Annotated in this window: 19 protein-coding genes; 11 read left to right on the plus strand and 8 right to left on the minus strand. The window is 63.2% G+C overall.

The annotated features are described in order from the left end of the window. Positions 1–35: 35 nt before the first annotated feature. From BLT09_RS10350 to BLT09_RS10385, 8 genes are all read left to right on the plus strand, one after another. Entirely contained in the window at positions 36–3515 is a 3480-nt protein-coding gene (locus tag BLT09_RS10350; RefSeq protein WP_091592718.1) for an indolepyruvate ferredoxin oxidoreductase family protein, read from the plus strand. 110 nt (positions 3516–3625) lie between these two features. Continuing rightward, positions 3626–5935, plus strand: a complete 2310-nt coding sequence (locus tag BLT09_RS10355) for a putative bifunctional diguanylate cyclase/phosphodiesterase (RefSeq protein ID WP_091592981.1) — start codon at positions 3626–3628, stop codon at positions 5933–5935. A 154-nt stretch (positions 5936–6089) separates the two neighbouring features. After that, the gene (locus BLT09_RS10360) at positions 6090–6860 is read left to right on the plus strand and encodes an N-acyl amino acid synthase FeeM domain-containing protein (protein ID WP_236473769.1); all 771 of its coding nucleotides are present in this window, start codon (positions 6090–6092) and stop codon (positions 6858–6860) included. Between the two features lie 128 nt (positions 6861–6988). After that, entirely contained in the window at positions 6989–7138 is a 150-nt protein-coding gene (locus tag BLT09_RS10365; RefSeq protein ID WP_023796799.1) for a DUF3096 domain-containing protein, read from the plus strand. 200 nt (positions 7139–7338) lie between these two features. After that, the gene (locus BLT09_RS10370) at positions 7339–7563 is read left to right on the plus strand and encodes an aa3-type cytochrome c oxidase subunit IV (RefSeq protein WP_091592720.1); all 225 of its coding nucleotides are present in this window, start codon (positions 7339–7341) and stop codon (positions 7561–7563) included. Between the two features lie 86 nt (positions 7564–7649). After that, positions 7650–8921: a Re/Si-specific NAD(P)(+) transhydrogenase subunit alpha gene (locus BLT09_RS10375; RefSeq protein WP_091592721.1), complete on the plus strand. Its 1272-nt coding sequence runs from the start codon at positions 7650–7652 to the stop codon at positions 8919–8921. Next, positions 8921–9346, plus strand: a complete 426-nt coding sequence (locus BLT09_RS10380) for an NAD(P) transhydrogenase subunit alpha part 2 (protein ID WP_029347614.1) — start codon at positions 8921–8923, stop codon at positions 9344–9346. Before BLT09_RS10375 ends, BLT09_RS10380 begins: the two co-directional genes overlap by 1 nt. Positions 9347–9352: 6 nt before the next feature. Next, positions 9353–10750, plus strand: coding sequence for an NAD(P)(+) transhydrogenase (Re/Si-specific) subunit beta (locus BLT09_RS10385; RefSeq protein ID WP_091592723.1), 1398 nt, complete (start codon positions 9353–9355; stop codon positions 10748–10750). Between the two features lie 46 nt (positions 10751–10796). On the opposite strand, the gene BLT09_RS10390 is transcribed toward BLT09_RS10385, so the two are convergent. Genes BLT09_RS10390 through BLT09_RS10400 form a run of 3 tightly spaced genes read right to left on the minus strand, consistent with a single transcriptional unit; the run spans position 10797 to position 12099 of the window. Continuing rightward, a complete protein-coding gene (locus tag BLT09_RS10390) occupies positions 10797–11216 on the minus strand; it encodes a DUF1284 domain-containing protein (RefSeq protein WP_091592725.1) in 420 nt (139 codons plus the stop codon). Further along, complete coding sequence (locus BLT09_RS10395) at positions 11213–11791, minus strand: biotin transporter BioY (RefSeq protein ID WP_091592727.1); 579 nt, start codon at positions 11789–11791, stop codon at positions 11213–11215. The genes BLT09_RS10390 and BLT09_RS10395 overlap by 4 nt, the downstream gene beginning before the upstream one ends. 35 nt (positions 11792–11826) lie before the next feature. Continuing rightward, on the minus strand, positions 11827–12099 hold the full coding sequence (locus BLT09_RS10400; RefSeq protein ID WP_139172571.1) for a hypothetical protein: 273 nt from the start codon (positions 12097–12099) through the stop codon (positions 11827–11829). Between the two features lie 43 nt (positions 12100–12142). On the opposite strand from BLT09_RS10400, the gene BLT09_RS10405 reads away from it, so the two are divergent. Together BLT09_RS10405 and BLT09_RS10410 are read left to right on the plus strand one after the other, a co-directional pair. Beyond that, entirely contained in the window at positions 12143–13642 is a 1500-nt protein-coding gene (locus BLT09_RS10405) for a hypothetical protein (RefSeq protein ID WP_236473768.1), read from the plus strand. Next, complete coding sequence (locus tag BLT09_RS10410) at positions 13596–15377, plus strand: saccharopine dehydrogenase family protein (RefSeq protein ID WP_236473767.1); 1782 nt, start codon at positions 13596–13598, stop codon at positions 15375–15377. The genes BLT09_RS10405 and BLT09_RS10410 overlap by 47 nt, the downstream gene beginning before the upstream one ends. Before the next feature lie 311 nt (positions 15378–15688). Here BLT09_RS10410 and BLT09_RS10415 read toward each other — a convergent pair whose 3' ends face one another. Both BLT09_RS10415 and gyrB read right to left on the minus strand, forming a co-directional pair. Beyond that, positions 15689–16606 (minus strand): hypothetical protein, encoded by a 918-nt coding sequence (locus BLT09_RS10415; RefSeq protein ID WP_091592732.1) that lies wholly within the window; start codon positions 16604–16606, stop codon positions 15689–15691. Positions 16607–16851: 245 nt separating this feature from the next. Then, complete coding sequence (gyrB, locus tag BLT09_RS10420; protein WP_091592734.1) at positions 16852–19323, minus strand: DNA topoisomerase (ATP-hydrolyzing) subunit B; 2472 nt, start codon at positions 19321–19323, stop codon at positions 16852–16854. Between the two features lie 311 nt (positions 19324–19634). Here gyrB and BLT09_RS10425 point away from each other — a divergent pair, with 311 nt between their 5' ends. After that, positions 19635–21005, plus strand: coding sequence for a cytochrome P450 (locus BLT09_RS10425; RefSeq protein WP_027151496.1), 1371 nt, complete (start codon positions 19635–19637; stop codon positions 21003–21005). Between the two features lie 144 nt (positions 21006–21149). Here BLT09_RS10425 and BLT09_RS10430 read toward each other — a convergent pair whose 3' ends face one another. From BLT09_RS10430 to BLT09_RS10440, 3 genes are all read right to left on the minus strand, one after another. Next, entirely contained in the window at positions 21150–22124 is a 975-nt protein-coding gene (locus BLT09_RS10430) for a complex I NDUFA9 subunit family protein (protein ID WP_091592736.1), read from the minus strand. Between the two features lie 117 nt (positions 22125–22241). Next, entirely contained in the window at positions 22242–22694 is a 453-nt protein-coding gene (locus tag BLT09_RS10435) for a DoxX family protein (protein ID WP_023796785.1), read from the minus strand. A gap of 231 nt (positions 22695–22925) precedes the next feature. Continuing rightward, positions 22926–23927, minus strand: coding sequence for an Ldh family oxidoreductase (locus BLT09_RS10440; protein ID WP_091592738.1), 1002 nt, complete (start codon positions 23925–23927; stop codon positions 22926–22928). Positions 23928–24100 lie beyond the last annotated feature (173 nt).

The raw sequence follows: 24100 nt of genomic DNA on the forward strand, positions 1-24100 counted from the left end.
CGCTCGAACTGCGGCCTCCGCAGAGGAAATGCCTGATGACGCTGCATGATGTCGCGCTCGACGACAAGTTCGACCTGCGAAAGGAGCGCATCTTCCTTTCCGGCGCGCAGGCGGTCATCCGAATGCTTTTGATGCAGCGCGAGCGCGACCGCCGGGCTGGCCTGAACACCGCTGGCTTCGTCTCCGGCTATCGCGGCTCGCCGCTCGGCGGCCTCGACATGCAGCTTTGGAAGGCCAGGAAGCAGCTCGCCCAGTCGGACATCGTCTTCCAGCCCGGCCTCAACGAGGAACTCGCGGCCACCGCCTGCTGGGGATCGCAGCAGGCCGAATTGCTGGGCGAGGGCACGCATGACGGCGTCTTTTCGGTCTGGTACGGCAAGGGACCGGGCGTCGACCGCTCCGGCGACGTCTTCCGCCATGCCAATCTCGCCGGCTCGTCAAGACATGGCGGCGTGCTCGCCCTGATGGGCGACGACCACATGGCCGAGTCCTCGACCAACGCGCACGCGACCGAGTTCCTGTTTGTCGACACCATGGTGCCGATCCTCAATCCGGCCGGGGTCCAGGAGATCATCGACTATGGGCTCTATGGCATTGCCATGTCGCGCTTAGCCGGCACCTGGGCGGCGATCAAATGCGTCAAGGACAACATCGAATCGACGGCTTCGGTCGATGCAGCGCTCGAACGGCTTGATATCGTCGTCCCGGACTTCGACATGCCGCCCGGCGGCCTCAACATCCGCAACGAGATCGATATGCTCGGCCAGGAGGAGCGACTGCATGAATACAAACGCGCCGCCGCTTCGGCCTTTATCCACGCCAACAGGCTGAACCGGATCGTCTATTCCGGCGGCAGTGGCCCGAAGCTTGGCATCGTCACCGTCGGCAAGAGCTATCTTGACGTTCGCCAGGCGCTGGAAGACATCGGCGTCGACGAAGCCGCCGCCAACCGCATCGGCATCAGGCTGTTCAAGGTTGGCTGCCCGTGGCCGCTCGACCTGCAGCACATCACTGACTTCGCTCGCGGCCTCGACACCATCGTCGTCGTCGAAGAGAAACGCTCGCTGATCGAGGTGCAACTGCGCGAGAACCTTTACGGCACCGCCATGCAGCCGGTCATCGTCGGCAAGAAGGACGAGCGCGGCGACGGGCTGTTCCCGGCCAAGGGCGCGCTCGATCCCAACGACATCGCCATCGCGCTCGGCGAGAGAATCTTGCGGACGATCGGTCCGTCGGACGAGATCGCCGCGCGGGTGGCGAAACTTCGCCAGTTCCAGGCGATGCTCGCCGAGACAACAGACATTGCCTCGCGCACGCCCTTCTTCTGCTCCGGCTGTCCGCACAATTCCTCGACCAAGGTGCCCGACGGCTCGCGCGCCGCCGCTGGCATCGGCTGCCATTTCATGGCGCTGTGGATGGATCGCAACACCGTAGGTTTCACCGCCATGGGCGGTGAGGGCGCGCAATGGGTCGGCCAGGCGCCGTTCTCGAAGCGCGACCACATCTTCCAGAATCTCGGCGACGGCACCTACAACCACTCCGGCGCGCTGGCGATCCGCTTCGCGCTGTCGACCGACGCCAACATCACCTACAAGATCCTCTACAACGACGCCGTCGCCATGACCGGCGGCCAGCCGCACGAGGGTGGCCTGACCGTGGACATGATTGCCAGGCAGGTGCGGGCCGAGGGCGTCGGGCGGATCGCCATCGTCACCGACGAACCGGCCAAATATACCGGCAAGGTCGAATTCCCTGCAGCCGCCACCATCCATCACCGCGACGACCTCGACCTCGTGCAGCGCGAATTGCGCGCGGTCAGGGGCACATCCGTGCTGATCTACGACCAGACCTGCGCCGCCGAAAAGCGCCGCCGCCGCAAGCGCGGCACTTTCCCCGATCCCGACAAGCGCGTCTTCATCAACGAACTGGTCTGCGAAGGCTGCGGCGATTGTGGGGTGCAGTCGAATTGTGTGTCGATCCAGCCGGTCGAGACCGAATTCGGCCGCAAGCGCAAGATCGATCAGTCGAGCTGCAACAAGGATTTCTCCTGCATCAACGGCTTCTGTCCGTCCTTCGTCACCGTGCATGGCGCCAAGATCAGGAAGGCCGAGGGTATGGCCGGCACCACCGATCCGCTCGACGGCGTGCCCGCGCCCGCGGAATTCCCGCTCGGTGACCAAGGCTGGGCGGCGATCATCGACGGCGTCGGCGGCACCGGCGTCGTCACCATCGGCGCGGTGCTTGGCATGGCGGCTCATCTCGAAGACAAGGGCTGCGGCATGATCGACATGGCCGGCCTTGCCCAGAAGGGCGGCTCGGTGTTCACCCATGTCCGCATCGCGCGCAGCCCAGGCGATATCCATGCCATCCGCGTTTCGGCCGGCAAGGCAGACCTTGTGCTTGGCTGCGACCTTGTCGTGTCGGGCGCCCAAAAGGTGCTCGCCGCGGTGCGCGAAGGCCACACGATCTTCCTCGCCAACACCGCGGAGATCATGCCCGGCGAGTTTACCCGGTCGGCCGATTTCTCGCTGCCGGTTGAGCGGCTGAAAAAGGCGATCCGCACTGCCGCCGGCGACGACAAGGCGCATTTTTTCGATGCCACCCGCACCGCCACCGCGCTGTTCGGCAGCTCGCTCGGCGCCAACATGTTCATGCTCGGCTTCGCCTTTCAGCATGGCGGCTTGCCGCTGTCTGCCGAGGCAGTCGAAAAGGCGATCGAGCTCAACGGCCAGTCGGTGGCGATGAACGTCTCAGCCTTCCGCTGGGGCCGCCGCGCCTCCCACCAGCCGGATTTCGTGCGCGCCCTCGTCGTCCAGCCGGGCACGGCTGCACAGAACACCGCTGTCGCCGAGACGCTCGATGACGTCATCGCCCGCCGCGTCGCCTTCCTCACCGCCTATCAGAACGCCGCTTATGGCAAGCGCTATGCCGACAAAGTGGCCGTGCTGCGCAAGGCCGAAGCCAGCGTGGCGCCCGGTTCGACTGATGTGACCGAAGCCGCCGCGAGGAACCTGTTCAAGCTGATGGCGATCAAGGACGAATACGAGGTGGCAAGGCTCTACACCGATGGCTCCTTTGCCGCTGAACTGGGCAAGCAGTTCCAGAGCTACGACAAACTCGAATTCCATCTCGCGCCGCCGATCATGGCCAGGCGCGGCAAGGACGGCAAGCCGAGGAAGTCGAGCTTCGGTCCCTGGATGATGAAGGGATTCCGCCTGCTGGCAGCGATGAAAGGCTTGCGCGGCACGGTCTTTGATGTGTTCGGCTACAGCTCCGAAAGGCGTATGGAACGGCAGCTTCTTGCGCAGTACGAGGCCGACCTGGAGCTTGTCGCCGGCGCGCTGGCGCCAGGCAAGGTCGAGGCCGCGGCAGCGCTTGCCTCGGTGCCGGCGCTCATTCGCGGCTATGGTCACGTCAGGCAGGCCAGCGCCGAAAAGGCCGCTGGCGAGCGCTTGAGGCTGCTCGATCGCCTGGCGAAGACACCGGCTCGGCCGGAACTCCAGGCCGCCGAGTGAATGCCTTATCTGAAGAAACTCAACAGGCTTGACGCAGGCCCGAGATGGCCCCTCTAAACCTTTCTTAATGCGGTTATGACATGACTGCGGTTCGCGCGACACCGCAGGTCATGAACATAGATCGACCCGACGACATATCCGAGGACGTATACGTTGGCTTCGTTCGCTCGCTGTTTCGCGACGCGGGCATCTTGCTCGTTGGCGCCTTCACGCAAGGCGCTATGGCCTTGCTCGTGTATTGGAAAACGTCTGCGGCAATCTATCTCGCTCTCGCCATCCTGATGGTTGCCGCTAGCATCGGCCGTTATCTTGCGATCCGGAGGGTCAGTCCCGACACCATCGTCACCTACGAATCCGCGCTTGCCTGGGAACGCTACTACATTGTTGCCGGGACGATTCATGGGTCCGCGGTCGGACTTTTCGCGTTCGTATGCCTCTACGTGGTTCCGGACCTGTTTGGCGAGATTGCAGCGGTGTCGCTGGTGTTGGCAAGCACCATCACCATCGCCGGCCGCAATTTCGGCTCCCGAAAGATGGTGGCCATCCTGTCCGTGTCCGTGGTCGCGCCGATTGCGGTCGGCCTGATGCTGAAGGGCGACGTGTACAATGTCATTTTGGGCCTCTTCGTCATCCCCTTCATGTTCACCATCAACAAGATGGCGCATCTTGTGCGAAAGGTGCTATTTACAGCAATCAGCGAAGAGAAGAAGGCGAACCGCCTCGCCCAGCGCTTCAATCGGGCGCTGAACACCATGTCGCACGGGCTTGTCATGCTCGGCCCTGATGGCCGGGTGGTGGTGGCCAATGCCGAAGCCGCGCATCTGATGTCGCTCAAGTCGCCCGACGCGCTGCTCGGGCGATCGATCCACGGCCTGCTGATGCGCGGCGTTGCCGGCGGCATGCTGGCGCCGAAGGACTGCCGCTACATCGAGGCCCAGCTCACGCGCGCCCTGCGCGAGGGCCGCGACCGCAAGGTTCTCGTCTCGCTCGCGAATGGGCAGCACTATGAGTTCTCGGCGCGTGAGGGCAGCCAGGAACTGGGCGTCATCACCTTCGAGGATGTGACGGCCCGCGTCGAGGCAGAAAGCAAGATCCGCTTCATGGCGCGCTACGACAGCCTCACCGGCCTGCCCAACCGCGCCTATTTCCACGAGTTGATCGGAGAGGCGATGGCATCCGGCGATCTCGAGCGTCTCTGCGGGCTCGCCGTGCTCGACCTCGACGACTTCAAGAACGTCAACGACACGCTTGGCCACCCGGTCGGCGACGGATTGATCTACGCCGTCGCGGAGCGGCTGGCAGCGATCGCAGGACCAGGCGTCACCGTCAGCCGTTTCGGCGGCGACGAGTTCATGATCTTTTTCGATCGCGTTGAGGATGAGAGCCACCTGACCAGCCAAATCGACGGGATTTTCGATGAACTGCAGGGCGAGGTCGACGTCGCCGGCCATGGGCTGCGCATCCAGGCCAGCGGTGGCGCGGTGCTTTCGCGGGTCAGGGACACCGATGTCGACGCCATGATCGTCAAGGCGGATCTCGCGCTCTACAAGGCCAAGGAACTCGGCAAGAACACTTGGCGGTTGTTCCAGGCCTCGATGGATGCGGCGTTTCGCGATCGTCAGCTGATGAAGGCGGATCTGCGCACCGCGGTGGAAAGCAAGGCGTTGCGGGTGGTTTATCAGCCGATCGTCGCGATGAGCACGATGCGGATCGCCAGTTGCGAGGCGCTGTGTCGTTGGGATCACCCCGATCTCGGACCGATCTCGCCCAGCATCTTCATTCCGCTGGCCGAAGAAATGGGCATCATTTCCGAGATCAGCACGTTTGTCCTGCAGGCGGCATGTGCCGAATGCGTCAAATGGCCCGACCCGACCAGCGTCTCGGTCAACCTTTCGGCCAAGGATTTCCGCAGCAGTGGCATCGTCCAGAAAGTCCGTGATGCGCTCGCCAACTCCGGCCTCGCCGCTGGCCGCTTGGAAATCGAGGTCACCGAGACCGCGCTTCTCGACGACAAATCGCTGACGCGTCAGTATATCGAGGAGTTGAAACGGCTTGGCGTGCGCATTGCGCTAGACGACTTCGGCACGGGCTATTCGAGCTTGAGCTATCTCCACAAGCTGCCGCTCGACAAGGTCAAGATTGACCGCTCGTTCCTGATGGACGTCACCCACAACCCGAGTTCGCTCGCGCTGTTGAAGGGCGTGGTCGAACTGATCAGAGTTCTCGGTCTCAACGTGACTATCGAGGGCGTTGAGACATACGAGCAGCTCAAGATTCTGACGCATTCTATCAAACCGGATATGGTCCAGGGCTTTTTGTTTGGTTCAGCGCTGACAGCGTCCGGCATCGGAACGATGGCTACCACGGTCTGGCCATTCGCCATCGATAAAAAGCCTGCGGGCAAACGAGCGCTTAGCTGATTTCCGCGCTTCATTTTCGACCAACTCGACCAGACGTGCCGCGGCGGCAAGTTAAGGTTAATATTAGGTAAACGACTTCGATTGGATTTCCATCTTTTATGCCACGACCGCACACGATAGGTTTTCAGGGAAGATGGCAGAAGGGAATTGTATTGTGGCGGTATCCGATGGGGTTGTTCATGTGGATGACCGACCGACCGACCTCAGCGGGATGTCTTCCTTCTCGCGCAATGTTTCGACCCTTCTTGAGCGCGTGGAATACAGGCGCTGCGAAAGCGGTGAAGACATGGAGGCGATTTACCGGCTTCGCTACAAGGCTTACCGGCTGAACGGCTTTCTGCCTGAATCCAGCGACCAGATGATGATGGATGTGCTCGACGACACGCCGAACTGTTATCGCTTTGGTGTCTTCGTCGACAATTCCCTCGTGTGTACGCTCCGTCTTCATCATCTGACACCGAGCGAACCTTACGCGCCCGCAATGACCAGATTTGGCGATCTGCTTCATCCGCGGCTGCTTCGCGGCGAATCCTTCGTCAATCCGACGCTCTTGGCAGCCGACCCGGACTTCATATCGATGCATCGTGCCCTGCCTTACGTTACGTTGCGGCTAGCACTAATTGCCAGCGTCCACTTCCAGGTGACGGCGTGTCTCGGCGTGATCCGCAAGGAACACACGGCTTTCTACCAGCGGACTTTCGGTGCCGTGCAAGTGGGGCAACCGAGAGACTATCCTCCATTCACCGTTCCCGTGGTACTCTATGACGCGAACTACGAGATCAATTTGGAGCGGGTACTCCAGCGTTTCCCATTCTTTCGGTCGACGCCGATGGAGCAGCGCATGCTGTTTGAGACACCCAGTGCCGGTGAACTCGCGCCGCTGACCATTCTGCCGACCGCCAAATACTACCGCGAAGCCGCCTGACAATTGGCAAATTGAGAGCGTGGCTGGAGCTTTCAGGCCGCTTCGGCGTTCTGGGAGGCGCGCCGGTGGTGCGCGGACGATGTCAATCTGCATCGCTTCGGCGGAAATTCTACCGAAAGGAACCCGACATGACCATTCCCACGCTCGCGCTCACTCCGTTGATCTCGCTGATTGCCGGCGTGCTGATCCTGGTGATGCCGCGACTCCTCAACTACATCGTCGCGCTCTACCTGATCGTCGTCGGCCTGCTTGGGCTGTTTCCGCAACTCGCCGGCTGAAAATGTCGGCAGGCGCGGCGCGTTAGCTGGAAAGCAAGCGCGAGGGCGGCAGCCGCGAGCGCCTCCGAAACGACATCCTGCATCTGGCGGCTCCAATTTTCTTTTGAGGCTGTTGTCTCCAGCGATGCGGCAATAGCGCCATTGCCCTCGGCCTGGCTTTTCGCTATGTGCCTGAAAGATGTCTTCGAAGGGGTATTCCTATGGCTGATCACTCGCCGACCGGTCCTGTCGAACTAGGCGCGAAGATGGACTATGCCGAGCACGACCGCACCTATGCCGGCTTTCTCATGCTCGCCAAATACGGGTCGCTGTTTTGCGCCGCCGTGCTTCTGGCAATGGCTTTCGGCTTCTTTGCGGGCGGCTTCTTCTCGGGCTTTGTCCTGTTTGTTCTGATCCTCGCCGTCGGCGCTTTCATTCTCCGGTAAATTCTTCAAAACCCCCTTGCCCGCGACATCGCCGGAAGTTCGGTCGGCGTCCTGCGCAGACAGGTTCCAGCCGAAAGGATCATGCGGTGGGACAGACGGTTTTCATCCCTCGTGAGCTCGATGCGAACGAGCCGCGCGTTGCTGCCTCGCCCGACACGGTGAAGCGGCTGGCGGGGCTGGGGTTTGACGTCATCGTCGAAAGCGGCGCCGGCACGGCATCGCGCATTCCCGACGAGGAGTTCGCCAAGGCCGGCGCTGCGATCGGTAAGGCCGGCGATGTCGCCAAGGCCGATGTGGTGCTGAAGGTGCGCCGGCCTGATGAGGCGGAGCTGAAGGCCTATCGCCCGGGCAGTGCCGTCATCGCCATCATCGATCCCTATGGCAACGATGCCGCCGTCGATGCTCTGGCAAGGGCCGGCGTCACCGCCTTCTCGATGGAGTTCATGCCGCGCATCACGCGCGCCCAATCGATGGACGTCCTGTCCAGCCAGGCCAACCTCGCCGGCTACCAGGCGGTGATCGACGCGGCTGCCGAATATGACCGGGCGCTGCCGATGATGATGACGGCGGCGGGCACTGTGCCGGCGGCGAAAGCATTCGTCATGGGCGTCGGCGTCGCCGGCCTGCAGGCGATCGCTACTGCGCGTCGTCTCGGCGCCGTCGTCACCGCCACCGACGTGCGTCCCGCCGCCAAGGAACAGGTTGCCTCGCTGGGGGCAAAGTTCCTGGCGGTCGAGGACGAGGAGTTCAAGGCGGCCGAGACGGCTGGCGGCTACGCCAAGGAAATGTCGAAGGAGTATCAGGCCAAGCAAGCCACGCTGACCGCCGAGCACATCGCCAAGCAGGACATCGTCATCACCACGGCGCTGATTCCCGGCCGTCCGGCGCCGAAGCTCGTTTCGGCCGCGATGGTCGCCTCGATGAAGCCGGGCTCGGTGATCGTCGACCTGGCGGTCGAGCGCGGCGGCAATGTCGAGGGCGCCGTGCCCGGGCAGGTGGTGACCACGGCCAACGGCGTGAAAATCGTCGGCCATCTCAACGTGCCGGGCCGCGTCGCTGCCTCCGCCTCGCTGCTCTATGCCAGGAACCTCTTTGCGTTCCTCGAGACGCTGGTCGACAAGACCGCGAAGACGCTCGCCATCAACCGCGACGATGAACTGGTCAAGGCGACGATGCTGACCGATGGTGGCCAGGTCGTGCATCCGGCTTTCGCCGGCAAGCCGGCGGTGATGATCGCCTCGGCTGAGCCTGCGAAGCCCGCCGCTGCAAAAGATCCAGCCCAGCCAAAGAAAGCTGCCGCATCCAGGAAAGCTGCCGCACCCAAATCGCCCGCTAATAAGTCGAAAGGGATCGCGTGATGGACCAGACTTTGCAGAAAGCCCTCGACCAGCTCGACCAGGCTACCGCCGCCGTCCGGCTCGCTGTGCAGGATCTGGCCACAGCTCCTGGCGGCACCGATGCGGCGGGCGACGCCGCGCACGCGCTGTCCGGCGGGGCCATCGATCCGTTCGTCTTCCGCTTCGCCATTTTCGTGCTGGCGATCTTTGTCGGCTATTACGTCGTCTGGTCGGTGACGCCGGCGCTGCACACGCCACTGATGGCCGTCACCAACGCCATTTCCTCGGTCATCGTCGTCGGCGCGCTGCTTGCCGTCGGCATCTCGGCGTCCGGCATCGCCACCGGCTTCGGTTTCGTCGCGCTGATGCTGGTCTCGGTCAACATCTTCGGCGGCTTTCTCGTCACCCAGCGCATGCTGGCGATGTACAAGAAGAAGGACAAGTAGAGCGCCATGAACGCCAACTTCGCCTCCTTCCTCTATCTGGTCTCGGGCATCCTGTTCATCCTGGCGTTGCGCGGCCTGTCGCACCCGACCACCAGCCGCCAGGGCAACTTGTACGGCATGATCGGCATGGGCATCGCCATTGCCACCACGCTGGCGCTGGCGACCCCTTCGGCGGGAGGCTTCGGCCTCATCGTGCTCGGTCTTTTGATCGGCGGCTCAGTCGGCGCGGTCACCGCGCGGCGCATCGCCATGACCTCGATGCCGCAGCTGGTCGCCGCCTTCCATTCGCTGGTTGGGCTTGCCGCCGTCATGGTGGCGGCTGCCGCCGTCTATGCGCCGGAAAGTTTTGACATCGGCACGGTCGCCGACATCCACGCCCAGGCGCTGATCGAGATGAGCCTCGGCGTCGCCATCGGGGCCATCACCTTCACCGGCTCGGTCATCGCCTTCCTCAAGCTCGACGGCCGCATGTCGGGCAAGCCGATCATGATCGGTGGCCGCCATTTCATCAACGCCGCCCTCGGCATCGGGCTGATCGTGCTGATCGTGCTGCTCGTCACCACCGAGTCCAAGCTGGTGTTCTGGCTGATCGTGGCGGCGTCGCTTGTCCTTGGCGTCCTCCTCATCATCCCGATCGGCGGCGCCGACATGCCGGTGGTCGTCTCGATGCTGAATTCCTATTCGGGCTGGGCGGCTGCGGCACTCGGCTTCACACTGGGCAATCTGGCGCTGATCATCACCGGCGCACTGGTCGGCTCGTCCGGCGCGATCCTGTCCTACATCATGTGCAAGGGCATGAACCGGTCGTTCATCTCGGTCATCCTCGGCGGCTTCGGCGGCGAGACTTCCGTCACTGCCGACGACGGCATCGAGCGCACGGTCAAGCAGGGTTCGGCCGACGATGCGGCCTATCTGATGATGAACGCGCAGAAGGTCATCATCGTGCCGGGCTACGGCATGGCGGTCGCCCAGGCGCAGCATGCGCTGCGCGAGATGGCCGACAAGCTCAAGGCCAATGGCGTCGACGTGAAATACGCTATTCATCCGGTCGCCGGCCGCATGCCCGGCCACATGAACGTGCTCCTGGCCGAAGCCAACGTGCCTTACGACGAAGTGTTCGAGCTCGAGGACATCAACTCCGAATTCGCGCAGGCTGACGTCGCCTATGTCATCGGCGCCAACGACGTCACCAACCCGTCCGCCCGCGACGACAAGTCGTCGCCGATCTACGGCATGCCGATCCTCGATGTCGACAAGGCCCGCACCTGTCTGTTCGTCAAGCGCTCGCTCGGCTCCGGCTATGCCGGCATTGACAACACGCTGTTCTACAAGGACGGCACCATGATGCTGCTCGGCGACGCCAAAAAGATGACCGAAGAGATCGTCAAGGCGATGGATCACTGATCCGGGTTGGCGACCCCGACAATCGTCCCACTGCGAGCGTTGCCTTTCACCGGAGCGCCACCGTTCCATAGTCTGAAGCGGCGATTGAACTGCAAAGGTCAAACCACTCGCACCCGCCGCAAGCACCCCGGGTACGGCCCGAAGAGAACGCATCGCGCATAGTTCGCAGAAGCGAGGGATGGAGCTGAAGTTCCATGTCCTCGGCAATCGAGTACCCCAGAAGCGTACCAACACTGGCCGCCGCCTGACGGTCGCGCTCCGTCACGCTGTCGCGAAGGCAGTGCGGCTCCGCCTCACCGAGCAAGGGCGCGCAAATATCGTCAGGCCCGGAGACGATCAGCATGTGTTCGCCTGCGGAGAGCCGAGCCGCGATCGCGTCGAAATTGACGACGAACGCAGCGCTGTAACCCTTGCCTGCGTAAGTCAGCAGGCAAAGGAGATGGTGCGGCCGCAGCCGGACGGTCATTTTTGCGCGCGTGTCATGAGCTTGAGCGTGGTCGCGGCCAATGCCGACTTGAGCGCCCCGCCGATCAGGAACGGCGTGACGCCGTGGACGATTGCCTGTTCGATGCCAATGGCGATGGAAAGCCATGCTGCGCCCAGCACGAGGCAAAGCGCGTTGCCCAGGAGCATGGAGACGAACGCCAGCCAGGGGCGGTTGCCGTTCCAGCCGCGCTCCGCCAGCCATCCCGTGAGCGCGCCGACCACGGGGAAGGCAAAGAGGTATCCGGCGGTCGGGCCGACAAAGTGATGCGCACCGGCAGCGCCCCCAGATAAAACCGGCAACCCGATCGCGCCTTCGACCAACCATGCAACGATCGTGGCCGCGCCGAGTCTCCAGCCGTAGACTGCACCGATCAGGGTGACCGCAAAGGTCTGCATGGTCACGGGCACCGGAACCATAGGCACTTCGATGTAAGACGCCAGCGCCAGAAATACGGTTCCCAGGACGACCGCCCCGATCTGCCAGGACAGCGACCAGTCGCGGATGCGCGGCGCGCTTGAAGCCGCGTGGCTGTCGGAGGTGGGGTTATGAGGCATATGTGTTCTCTTTCGTACTGGCTGTGAAGCAGGCGCTATGCCTGACTTGCGGGATTGAACGACGTGCTGCCCGCGAGGACGGAGTAGCGGATCAGGCGGCTGTCGGCAACGGCGGCTTGCCGATGCTTCATGGCGGCGCGACAAACGGCGCCGGAAGTCACAGTCCTAAGTTTCGCGACAAAATCGCCGGCGTTGAACTCTTCAACGAATTCCTGTCGCAAAACCCACTGCGCAAAAAGTCGGCGATTTGCGACAGATATCTGCGATGCTTTTTGCACTTGCTTTGGATTCAGCACTACGATGGGCAAGTTCTGTTCCGATGGACGGGATTTGTCACCAACGGAGGCGCCGGTGTCTGAACGCCAGCCTGTCGCTTCGCCGACCAAGACCGGCTCGCCCGCGAAGGCTAGCCTGCCGGCCCCCGGAAAGGCGCCGCGCAAGCTCAGCCAGGCCGTGGTGATCGTGCATGGCATGGGTGAACAGCGGCCGATGGGCACGCTGAAGGAGTTTGTTCAGGCTGTTTGGAGTCATGATCCCGCCCGCGCGCCGTTTTATGCCCAGGTCGCCGATCCGGACGGTCCCGCCGGCGCGAAGATCAACCAGAGCTGGATCACGCCCGACAGCCGCACCAATTCGCACGAGCTTCGTCGGATCACCACCCCCTATGATGTCGACGGCCGCCGCACCGATTTCTACGAGCTTTACTGGGCCGACATCACGCAAGGCACGACGCGGGGCCGGCTTGCGGCCTGGGTGACAAATCTGCTCTGGCGCAAGCCCGCCGACATTCCGCGCGACGCCCGCGGGCTCTATGTCGTCACCGTTCTGGCCGTCATAGCAGTCCTGGGCGCGGCATTCGTGCTCGCGACCTCGACCTTGCGAGGGCATATTTCCTGGACCACGGGCATGCTCGTCACGATCCTGGCCTCGTTCGTCGTCTGGTCGGTGGACCGGTTCGGTCTTCCTTATTTCGGTGATGTGGCCGCCTATGTGCGGGCTGAAGCGGCAACGGTCGAGAAGCGCGCGCTTGTCCGCGACCGTGGCCTGACACTGTTGAGGCGCCTCATGGTGGACGACGGCTACGACCGCATCGTGCTGGTCTCGCACAGCCTAGGGTCAATCATCGCCTATGATCTGCTGCAGATATTGTGGGCCGATTTCAGGCCACGAAAGCTGGAAGCCCTCCGCGACAAGGCGAGACTGAAAGCGATCCGCGCCGTCGACAAAGCTACGCTCAAGTCAGATGGTTCTGCGTGGCCAGACAAATTGGATGATTTTTCCGGATTCCGGCGCGCCCAATGGGAGCTCTACCGCCACCTCCGCGCCGGCGACGCCGATCATCCATTGCCTTGGAAGATCAGCGATTTCGTCACGCTCGGCAGTCCGCTGACCCACAGCGAATTTCTGGTGACCTACAATCTCGCCGAATTCAGGCGCGGCATCGCTGAGCGGCTGTTCTCGGCATGTCCGCCGATCGCCGACACGGCGGCCGGTGGAACCGTCCTCTATCAGGAAGGGCGCAGCCGTTCGGGCAAGCCGCAGCGGGCGGTGCATCACGGTGCGGCGTTTGCCGCGACGCGCTGGACCAATATCTTCGACATGGGCAATGGCTGGCTGACCGGCGACCCGATCTCAGGACCGATGGCGGAAAATTTCGGCCCCGGCGTGGAGAACATTCAGGTCGAACTGCGCAGTTCGCTTGGCCGCATCTTCACGCACAGGCTCTACTGGTCGCTGGAGGCGACCGGCGTCGAGGTCGCGGCAGCCGCCGGCACCCCGCCGCGCTCTCATATCGGCGTGCTGCGTGACGCCGTCGATCTCGGCCGAAAACTGGAACGACCCGAAGCATAAAGCGGATTGGCGCGCCGGAGCAGCCAATACCGCCGGAACATGGAGACAGGCTTCTGTGAGCCAAGAGAGCGCAGCACGCATGAGAATCCTGATCCTGGGCGGATACGGCGTTTTCGGCGGGCGCCTGGTGGAGCTCCTATCCGACATAGCGGAGATTGAACTCTTCATCTGCGGCCGCGACTTCTCTCGCGCCGAGGCGTTCTGCGCGCGCTACAGAGGGCGGGCCCGGGTTCGGCCGCTTGCGCTTGATCGCGCAGAAATTGTGGCCGGCCTGCGCGCGCAACGGCCCAATCTGGTCGTCGACGCGTCCGGGCCGTTCCAACATTATGGGACCAATCGCTATCGTGTGATTTCGGCCTGCATCGACGCTGGCATCGACTATCTCGACTTTGCCGACGCCGCCGACTTTGTGTTCGGCGTGCCTCAGTTCGACGCGCAAGCAAAGGACGCAGGCATATTCATTCTATCGGGCATTAGCAGCTTTCCTGTGCTGACCGCCGCCGTCCTGCGCGAGATGGCGAAAACGATGGAGATCGTCTCTGTGAAAGGCGGCATCGCCCCTTCGCCCTATGCCGGAATCGGCCTCAACGTCATGCGTGCGGTGGTGGGCTATGCCGGCGCTCCGGTGAAGCTGCGACGACATGGGGTGCAATCGCATGGCATCGCTCTGGCTGAAAGCATGCGCTTTACCATCGCGGTGCCGGGCCGGCTGCCGCTCCGGAACATCCGTTTCTCGCTGGTGGACGTGCCGGACTTGCAGGTCATCCCGCCCGAGCATCCCTCAATGACCGATATCTGGATGGGAGCCGGGCCGGTCCCGGAAATCTTGCACCGGACACTCAACCTCCTGGCGAAGGCGCGGGCGAGGTTCAGGCTCTCGTCGCTGGAACCTTTCTCGCGTCTCTTCTACGCGGTGCTCAACCGAATGCGTTTTGGCGAGCATCGCGGCGGTATGTTCGTCAGCGCGTACGGCACCACGGATGGGCAGGACGCCGAACGGAGCTGGCATCTTTTGGCCGAAGGGGATGACGGGCCATACATCCCATCGATGGCCATCGAAGCGATCATCCGTAAATTGCTGGCGGGCACTCGTCCGGAGGCCGGAGCACGGTCCGGGGTTCGCGCCCTTGAGCTTGCAGACTATGAGGCGCTGTTCCAAAGCCGGAAGATATTCACCGGGTTTCGGGGACACGAGATCGTTGCGCCCCTGTACTGGGGGATTCTCGGATCCGCCTTCTCCTCACTTGCTCCGCGCCTTCAGGATCTGCATGGCAGCACCGCCACCCGCCAATGGACGGGCTTCGCCGAGGTACGACGCGGTCGCCGCCCGGCGGCCGCGTTCGTGGCGGCGCTTGTCGGCTTCCCGAAAGCTGCGCCACGGGTGCCGGTCACGGTGACATTTTCGCGCGAGAACCGCTCTGAACACTGGATCCGTAGTTTCGACGGCAAGTGTTTTTCTTCGATTCAGTCGGCCGGCACTGGGAGGGACCAGCATCTTCTGGTGGAACGGTTTGGGATCGCGTCCTTCGCGTTGGCTCTGGTGGTGGACGGCGATCGTCTGACCCTGGTTCCGAGACGATGGTCGCTGCTGGGTATTCCAATGCCCGGCTTCCTCCTTCCCAAAGGCTCGAGCTTCGAAACGGAACGGGACGGGCAATTCTGCTTCGATGTGGAAATTTCGATGCCGTTGATCGGCCTGATCGTGGCGTATCGGGGGACGCTCAGCCCAACCTGAATAGGTTGAGCCAGAGACAGGTAACGGTAACGGTGTGCCATCCGCACCTGGGCAAAAAATCCTGGATTCGGTGTGGAGGACCAGCAGCCTGCCGCCGGCACCCCGCCGTGCTCGCATATCGACGTGCTGCGTGACACCGTCAATCTCGGCCGCAAACTGGAGCCAAGCCAGCCGGCACCGACGACTTCTGCCGGAAGATAGGGCACGCTCGTTTGGGCGAATCAGCGCGCAGTTCATGGCGATGACGTCGTCAAAACAACCGGTCGATGCCGGGGAAAGTCTCGGCGTCGATAGAACCCCTCAAGCACCGATCAACGGTCGGTCAGGAAGACCGCCTCCTCGTCGTCTCGCTGCCTGCCCCCAAGTGCTGCCGCGGCGCTTGCGATGAAAGCGCCGACGACCAGGGACAGAGCGCCAAGCAGCGCGAAGGTGGCACCGGCTTTCCTGGCGGTATCGGCAGCCTGCTGGGCCTGGACCTTCGCCTCTTCGACCCTGGCAAGCACGGCATCGACACGGGCCCTGGCATCGGGTTCCGACAGCCCGGTGCGGGCGGCTACCAACTGCGACAGATAGGTCTTGTCGTCGGCTGACACTTCGCCTGCTGCTGCGCTCGCGATCAAAATGCGCGAGGCCTGCGCCGTCGCCGCCGCATCGCTCTCCGGGTTGGCGGCAGCAAGCCTGGCCGCATCGGCCGGGCGGAACAACGCATCGACGAAGTACGACGTTGCGTTGTCGGTCGCGGCGTCTCCGGCGTTTGCAGTAGCACCTGCCGAAGCGCCCATTGCCGCGCCCGACGCGACTGTCGAAGCGGCGTGGACGCCGGTTCCGACAGCTGCGGAGAGCGCCGAGCCGAGCACGCCGGCGACGAGCAACGTTGCAAGCGCCCAGGCGAGGAAGCCGTGTGCGGTATCGCGGAAAAAGACCTCATCGGTGTGGACGCCGACCCATTTGGTGCGTAGGCGCCCGGCAAGATAACCGCCTACGGCCGACGACAGCCACTGCACGATGATCAGCCACGCAGCCGTGGAGGCCGCGAAAGTTGTGACTGAGGTGCTCAAGCCGGACCACGGCGAAACCATCGTCAGCCCGAGCCCGGAGCCGAGCAGCATCAGGATCAATGTTAGCGTCGAGGCAGCAAAGGCGCCGGCCACGATTGGCCCCCAGCTGACAGCGGTAGAAGAGGATTCCGTCGGTGCGGAAACGTCGACAGCTGTTAGGGTTGACTGCATGTCAGCCCCCTAACGTGCGAAAAGCATGATGAGAATAATGATCGGAATCGGGACTCCGAGAAGCCAGAGCAAAATGCCACGTCCCATGAGTGCCTCCTGCGGCGATTGTGATCGATTACAATGCCTTGGATGCTCTTCCGTTCCGACCGGCCCTCATGATCCTTTGTTGCGACGCAGCAGGGATCGTTGGTGGGCCTTGGCCTACCAATGCCTTAAGTGTCCGAAGCTGAGCAGCTGCTTGGGCTTTAAATGTCCAGGTTGGCGACCGACAGCGCGTTTTCTTGGATGAACTCGCGCCTGGGCTCGACCTCGTCGCCCATCAGCCGCGAGAACAGACTGTCCGCATCGGTGGCGTCATTGACCTTGACTTGTAAAAGCGAGCGCACATTCGGGTCGAGCGTGGTCTCCCAGAGCTGCTCGGCGTTCATTTCGCCGAGGCCCTTGTAGCGCTGCATGGTCAGGCCCTTGCGGCCGGTGGCAAACACGGCATTGAGCAGCGCCAGCGGTCCCGAGATGGTTTCGGATACATCCTTGCGGCGCAGCACCGGCGGCTCGCCATAGACTTCTGCGAGGCGCGGCGCATAGCGGTCGAGTTGGCGGGCGTCGGCCGAATTAATCAGCGCCAGATCGAGATGCGCGAACTCCTTGACGCTGCGCACAGTGCGCTCGAACACATAGCCGCCGACCCCTTCGTTTGACGTCGACATACGGCCGGTCCAGCCGCGTTCGGTGTCCTCGGCAATGATGTCGAGGCGCCGGGCGACACGCTCGGCCATAGCGTTGGCCCGGCCGAGATCGACGAAGACGTCCGGATTGAGCGCGCCGGCGATCGCCGCCTGCTCGACCACGCCTCTGTTATAGCGGGTGTGCAGCCCGTTGATGAGCTGGCGCACTGCCAGCGCATCGTCGATGGCGCTGCGCAGGTCCTGCCCGGCCCGCACCTCGCCGGTGCTGAGCGCAAGCGACGCCTCTTCCAGTCCTGAGCCGATCAGGAATTCCTCGAAGGCGCTTTCGTCCTTGATGTATTGCGAGCTCTTGCCGCGCGTCACTTTGTAGAGCGGCGGCTGGGCGATGTAGAGATGCCCGCGCTCGATCAGCTCCGGCATCTGCCGGAAGAAGAAGGTCAGCAGCAAGGTGCGGATGTGGGCGCCGTCGACGTCGGCGTCGGTCATCAGGATGATCTTGTGGTAGCGCAATTTGTCTGCGTTGAACTCGTCCTTGCCGATCGAGGTGCCGAGCGCGGTGATCAGCGTGCCGATCATGTCGGAGCCCAGCATACGGTCGAATCGGGCCCGCTCGACGTTGAGGATCTTGCCGCGCAGCGGAAGAATGGCCTGGTTCTGGCGCGAACGGCCGCCCTTGGCCGAGCCGCCGGCGCTGTCGCCCTCGACGATGAAGATTTCGGACTTCGCCGGGTCGCGTTCCTGGCAGTCGGCCAGCTTGCCGGGCAGCGAAGTGACGCCGAGCGAGCTCTTGCGGGTGATGTCGCGCGCCTTGCGCGCGGCTTCGCGCGCCGCTGCCGCCTGGATGACCTTCTCGATGACCACCTTGCCCTCGGTCGGGTGCTCTTCGAGCCAGGTGCCGAGCGCCTCGTTGACGAGCCCTTCCACCACCGGACGGACTTCGGACGAGACCAGCTTGTCCTTGGTCTGCGAGGAGAATTTCGGGTCGGGAACCTTGACCGACAGCACGGCCGTCAGTCCTTCGCGGCAATCGTCGCCGATCAGCGCCACCTTCTCCTTTTTGGTGAGGCCCGTGGATTCGCCATAGCCGGTAATCTGGCGCGTCAGCGCGCCGCGGAAACCGGCAAGATGCGTGCCGCCGTCGCGCTGCGGAATGTTGTTGGTGAAGGCCAGCACGTTCTCGTGGTAGCTGTCGTTCCACCACATGGCGACTTCGACGGTGATACCGTCGCGCTCGGCCTTGATCGCAATCGGCTTGTCGATCAGCGGCTTCTTGACGCGGTCGAGATATCTGACGAACTCCTCGAGCCCGCCATCATAATGCAGTTCATGGCGCACGACGTCGGCATGGCGGGCATCGGTCAAAATGATGCGCACGCCGGAATTCAGGAAGGCGAGCTCGCGCAGCCGGTGCTCCAGCGTGCCGAAGTCGAACTCGACCATGGTGAAGGTTTCGGTCGATGGAAAGAAAGTAATCTCGCTGCCGCTGCGCCCCTCATAGGTGCCGGCAACCTTGCGCTGCTCATAGCTGCCGGTGACCCTCAGCGGCCCGTCGGCATTGCCATGCGAAAAACTCATCTCGTAGATCTGGCCGTTGCGGCGGATTTTCAGCTTCAGCCAGGCCGACAGCGCGTTGACGACGGAGACGCCGACGCCGTGGAGGCCACCAGACACCTTGTAGGAGTTCTGGTCGAACTTGCCGCCGGCATGCAGCTGCGTCATGATCACTTCGGCCGCCGAAATGCCTTCGCCGGTGTGGATATCGGTCGGAATGCCGCGGCCATTGTCGATGACCGTCACCGAACCGTCGGGATTGAGCGTCACCGTGACGAGGTCGGCATGGCCGGCCAGCGCCTCGTCGATGGCGTTGTCGACGACCTCATAGACCATGTGATGCAGGCCCGAGCCGTCGTCGGTATCGCCGATATACATGCCGGGCCGCTTGCGGACGGCATCCAAGCCCTTCAAAACCTTGATGGAATCGGCGCCGTACTCGGCCTCAGCGCCGTTGGCGTTGTCGATCTGATCGCTCATGAAAACCTGTCTGATTGATGCCGCACATCCAGCGCAAAAAATCGGCTCCGAATCGCGCGTCCTTGATGTTCAAGATATAGGTGCAAAAGGCGGTTTTTCCAAGGTTTGCAAGCATTTCCGAATGGAAGAAGAGCACGCCTGGCCGGCACGGCATCGGACCCAAAAGTCGAACCGGTTTTGGGAACAGAACGGCCGCACAAATGCGGGCCGACCTGTTCCGACGCTCAGGCACTTTCTAATGCCCGTTACAGCCGGCGACATGGACGCTTGCCCTGCCAGCCACTACATTGAGGTCACCAGCGGAGCACGCCATGGACAGTCAGCCCGCCCCCTTTGTCCCGCCGGCGCCGAAGCCGCGCACGTCGCCGCCTTCGACGCTGGAGATGATCCGCATCGTCTATCGCAATCCGCTCGAACTGTGGGGCGAGCCGACCTACAACCAGCCTTGGATTTCGGTGACTGGCATTGGCGGGCCGCTGGTCATCGCCAACGATCCCGGCCTCATTCGCCACGTGCTGGTCGACAATGCCAAAAACTACAAGATGGCGACGGTGCGCCAGATGATCCTGCGGCCGATCCTGCGCGACGGCCTGCTGACCGCCGAGGGTGAGGTCTGGCGGCGTTCACGCAAGGCGATGGCGCCGGTGTTCACGCCGCGCCACATCTTCGGTTTTGCCGAGCCGATGCTGAGACGTACGCGGGAGTTCGTCACCCGCTACGAGGGCGGCGGCACGTCGGACATCGCCCACGACATGACGCTGCTTACCTTTGACATCCTGGCCGAGACACTGTTTTCCGGTGAGATATCGGGTGAGCCGGGCAGCTTCGCCAAGGAGATCGACCGGCTGTTCGAAACCATGGGCCGCGTCGATCCGCTCGACCTGTTGCGGGCGCCAGACTGGCTGCCGCGCCTGACCCGCATCCGCGGCCGCAAAACCATGGCCTACTTCCGCAAGATCGTCACCGACACTGTCAAGATGCGCGAAGAGCGGGTCAAGCACGATCCGGACAAGGTGCCGCAGGATTTTCTCACGCTTTTGCTCAAGGCGGAGGGACCGGACGGGCTGACGCGCGCCGAGGTCGAGGACAACATCATCACCTTCATCGGCGCCGGTCACGAGACCACGGCGCGTGCGCTTGGCTGGACACTGTATTGCCTGGCCGAAGCGCCTTGGGAGCGCGAAAAGGTCGAGCGCGAGATCGACGCCGTGCTGGCGCGCGAGCCCGATCCGACAAAGTGGCTCGACGCCATGCCGTTCACCCGCGCCGCCTTTGAGGAGGGGCTCAGGCTTTATCCGCCGGCGCCGTCGATCAACCGCGAGCCGATCGAGCCTGAAACCTGGAACGGCCTCTACATACCGAGGCGCGCTGCGGTGCTGGTCATGCCCTGGGTCGTCCACCGCCATCGCAAGCTGTGGGACAGGCCCGACGCCTTCATGCCCGAACGTTTCCATCCGGGAAATCGCGAGAAGATCGACCGTTTTCAGTATTTGCCGTTTGGCGCCGGTCCTCGCGTCTGCATCGGCGCCAGCTTTGCCATGCAGGAGGCGATCATCGCTCTGGCGATCATGCTGTCGCGCTTCCGCTTCGATACCACCGCCGAGACCAAACCGTGGCCGGTGCAGAAACTGACGACGCAACCGCAGGGCGGCTTGCCGATGCAGGTCACGCGGCGGCTTTAATGCATGTCGCGCAAAAGCATGCCCTCGGGCTTGAACCGAGGGTGTGCAGCGGTTTTGCGATAACGGCATGCATGAGACAACAACCTAAAGCGCGTCGCATGAGGCCGGTCAAACGCGACGCGCTTTAGCGAGCCGCCTGATTGGCTATTCCGCCGTCTTGCGCTGGAACTGGCCGGCGGGCCGGTAGCGCCAGAGATAGCTCGGCAGGATGCTGCCGATCGACTGTGGCTGGATATCGAGACCGGCGAGCGTCCGGTTTTCCCTGATGGCCGCTTCCGAGACGATGTTGTCCCCGCGCAGCTGCAGGACCTGATCCTTGGTCAGCAGCGGATTGGGCAAAAGCCCGAGGATCGATGCCTGCATGTTCGCCACCCACCACGGCACCGACACCAGCAACCGCTTGCGGTCGATCATGGCAAGCATTTCCTGCATGCATTGCTTGAAGGTGAGCACCTGAGGTCCGCCAAGCTCGTAGGTCCGGCCACCCTGGACTTTGCCGTCGACCGAGCGCGCCACCGCTTCGGCGACATCGCCGACATAGACCGGCTGGAATTTTGTCCGCCCGCCGCCGATCAGAGGCAGGACCGGCGAATAGCGCGCCATGCTGGCGAAGCGGTTGAAGAAGCTGTCCTCGGGGCCGAAATTGATCGAGGGCCGCAAGATGACCGCATCCTCGATCGTCTCCAGGACCGCTTTTTCACCGAGCGCCTTGGTGCGCGCATACTCGGATTGCGCGTTCAGATCGGTGCCCAGCGCCGAGATATGGGTGAGCCCGGCGCCGACGGCGTGCGCCGCTTCGGCGACCGCGCGTGCGCCGAACTCGTGGACGGGCGTGAATTTCTGCTGGCCGCTCTCATGCAGGATGGCTACCAAATTGACGACATGGTCGGCGCCCTGCACGGCGCGGTCGACCGACCAGCGCACGCGAATATTGGCCTGCACCGGCTGGATCTGGCCGACATTGCCGAGCGGTTGCAGATGGCCGGCGAGATCGGGCCGGCGGCAGGCGACCCTGATGCGATAGCCACGCCGGGCCAGCGCCCGCACCACATGGCGGCCGACAAAGCCGGAGCCGCCGAACACGACGACGAGCTTTGGGGTCTGCAGGATTTCGGTCATGGCTGGCTCCGGCGCGCTTTCCAGATCTACTGGGCTTGGCTGAAGCCGTTCATAATCCGTTTCGCGCCGAAGGCAAAGGGCGATCCTTTGTCGCCGTTTGCCGCGGTGTCGGCCGGTTCAGAACGCCCTGCCGATGCGCGCGTCGACCGATTGGCGGTTGCCGCCGCGGATGACGAAGAAGAACAGGATCGCCGCCCACAGCAGCGATTTTTCGGCACCCGAAAAGCCCTCTCCCAGGGTGACCCAGTGGAACCAGACGGTGACCAGGAGCACGAACATTCCGGCGAAGGCGGCCGGGCGGGTCAAGAGACCGATGGCGATGAAAATGCCGCCGAAGAACTCGGTGCAGGCCAGCAGCACCGACCAGAACGCGCCAGGATAGAAGCCGAGGCCTTCGACCATCTCAGCGGCGCCGAGCGGGTCGATGATCTTGCCAGAGCCGTGGATGGTGAGGAAGATGCCGGCCACGGCGCGCAGGATGGTTTCAGAGGTGGTGTTCAGCGCCGCATAGAGGCTGCCAAGGGCCGGAACGACAAGATTGGTGCTGGGATTGTGGGTGCTTGCGGCCATTAGGGTTCCTCTTTTGCTGCTCCGCGCAAACAGCCGCCACCCCAGTCAAAGTCAAATGAACAAAAGTTGACCGGGAATTGCATGTTACGAGTCAGTTGCGGAGAGCCCGGAAAACCCAGCCGACGCGAGGGTTTCCGGCTGTTTCCGAAACGTGGTTCGACGAGGCAGCCTGGGCGTAACGGCAAGTACGCCCGCTGTCGCGCGATCAACTATCCGAAGGTGTGGACGTCTTCAGGAAGAATACCGGGCGGCGAATTCGGAGATGCGCTGCACCACGGCTTTCGGAGCCGTTATGCCCCGTGCCGCTGCCTTCTCCGCCGCTTCGGCCCGGGCACGGCCGGGGACATGCACGCCGTAGCGGCGGCGCAACCGGTCGAGTTGATCTTTCATGCGCTTCTCGAAATTTGGATCGAGCAGCTTGGGCTCGACGGCCAGCACGAAGAGGCCGGTTCCGGGACTGTCCGGTCCGTCGGTGAACCATGGCGCATCGAGTGACCAGTTGGCGCCCGACAGGCCCGCCGCCAGCACTTCGACCATCAGCGCGATGTTGGCGCCACGCTGGCCGCCGAAGGCAAGCATCGCGCCTTTCATGGCGGCGGCCGGATCGGTGGTCGGGTTGCCGCTCGCATCCAGTGCCCAGCCTTCTGGAATTTTCTTGCCGTCCTCGGCTGCCTTGCGGATGTTGACGAAGGCAGTGGCGCTCGATGACTGGTCGATCACCAGCGACGCTCCGTCGGCGGCGGGCGCGGCGAAGGACATCGGGTTGGTGCAGTAGACCGGCTTGACCGAGCCGGAGCCGGCAAGCACGGCCGGTCCATTGGTCGCGGCGAAGGACACCAGCCCCTGCGCGGCCAGCCGCCCGGTGAAATAGCCGAGCGCGCCGCATGTATAGGCGTTCTTCTGCGAAAAGATGGCAACGCCGAACAGGCGCGCCGCCTTGGCGAGATCGTCGATGGTGCGGTCGAAGCCGGTATGCGCCAGACCGCCGCGCGCGTCGGAGAGATAGATCGCCAAAGCCGGCCTGGTGATGACCGGCTCGGCCTTGCCATCGATGCGGCCGGCCTCCAGCGCTTCGAGATAGTCGATGAAATGCGACAGTCCGACCGTCGACAGACCTTCTGCCTCGGCCGCCACGACGGAGGCTGCAAGCGACTGCGCCGCTTCCTCATTGGCGCCAGCGCCGAGCGCCGCCATCCGGCACAGCCCTGTCGCCTGGTCGAGACTGAGTTGCATCGTAGCGATCCTAGGGGGGAGTAGGGGAGTAAGGGAATAGGGGAATAGTGAGCAGTGAATGCGAATAGGATGGAAATGTGTATGTGAATAGTGGCTGACCCTACTCCCCTACTCCCCTACTCCCCTACTCCCCTACTCCCCTACTCCCCTACTCCCCTACTCCCCTACTCCCC

Source organism: Mesorhizobium muleiense, from assembly GCF_900099905.1.
Taxonomy (GTDB): domain Bacteria; phylum Pseudomonadota; class Alphaproteobacteria; order Rhizobiales; family Rhizobiaceae; genus Mesorhizobium; species Mesorhizobium muleiense.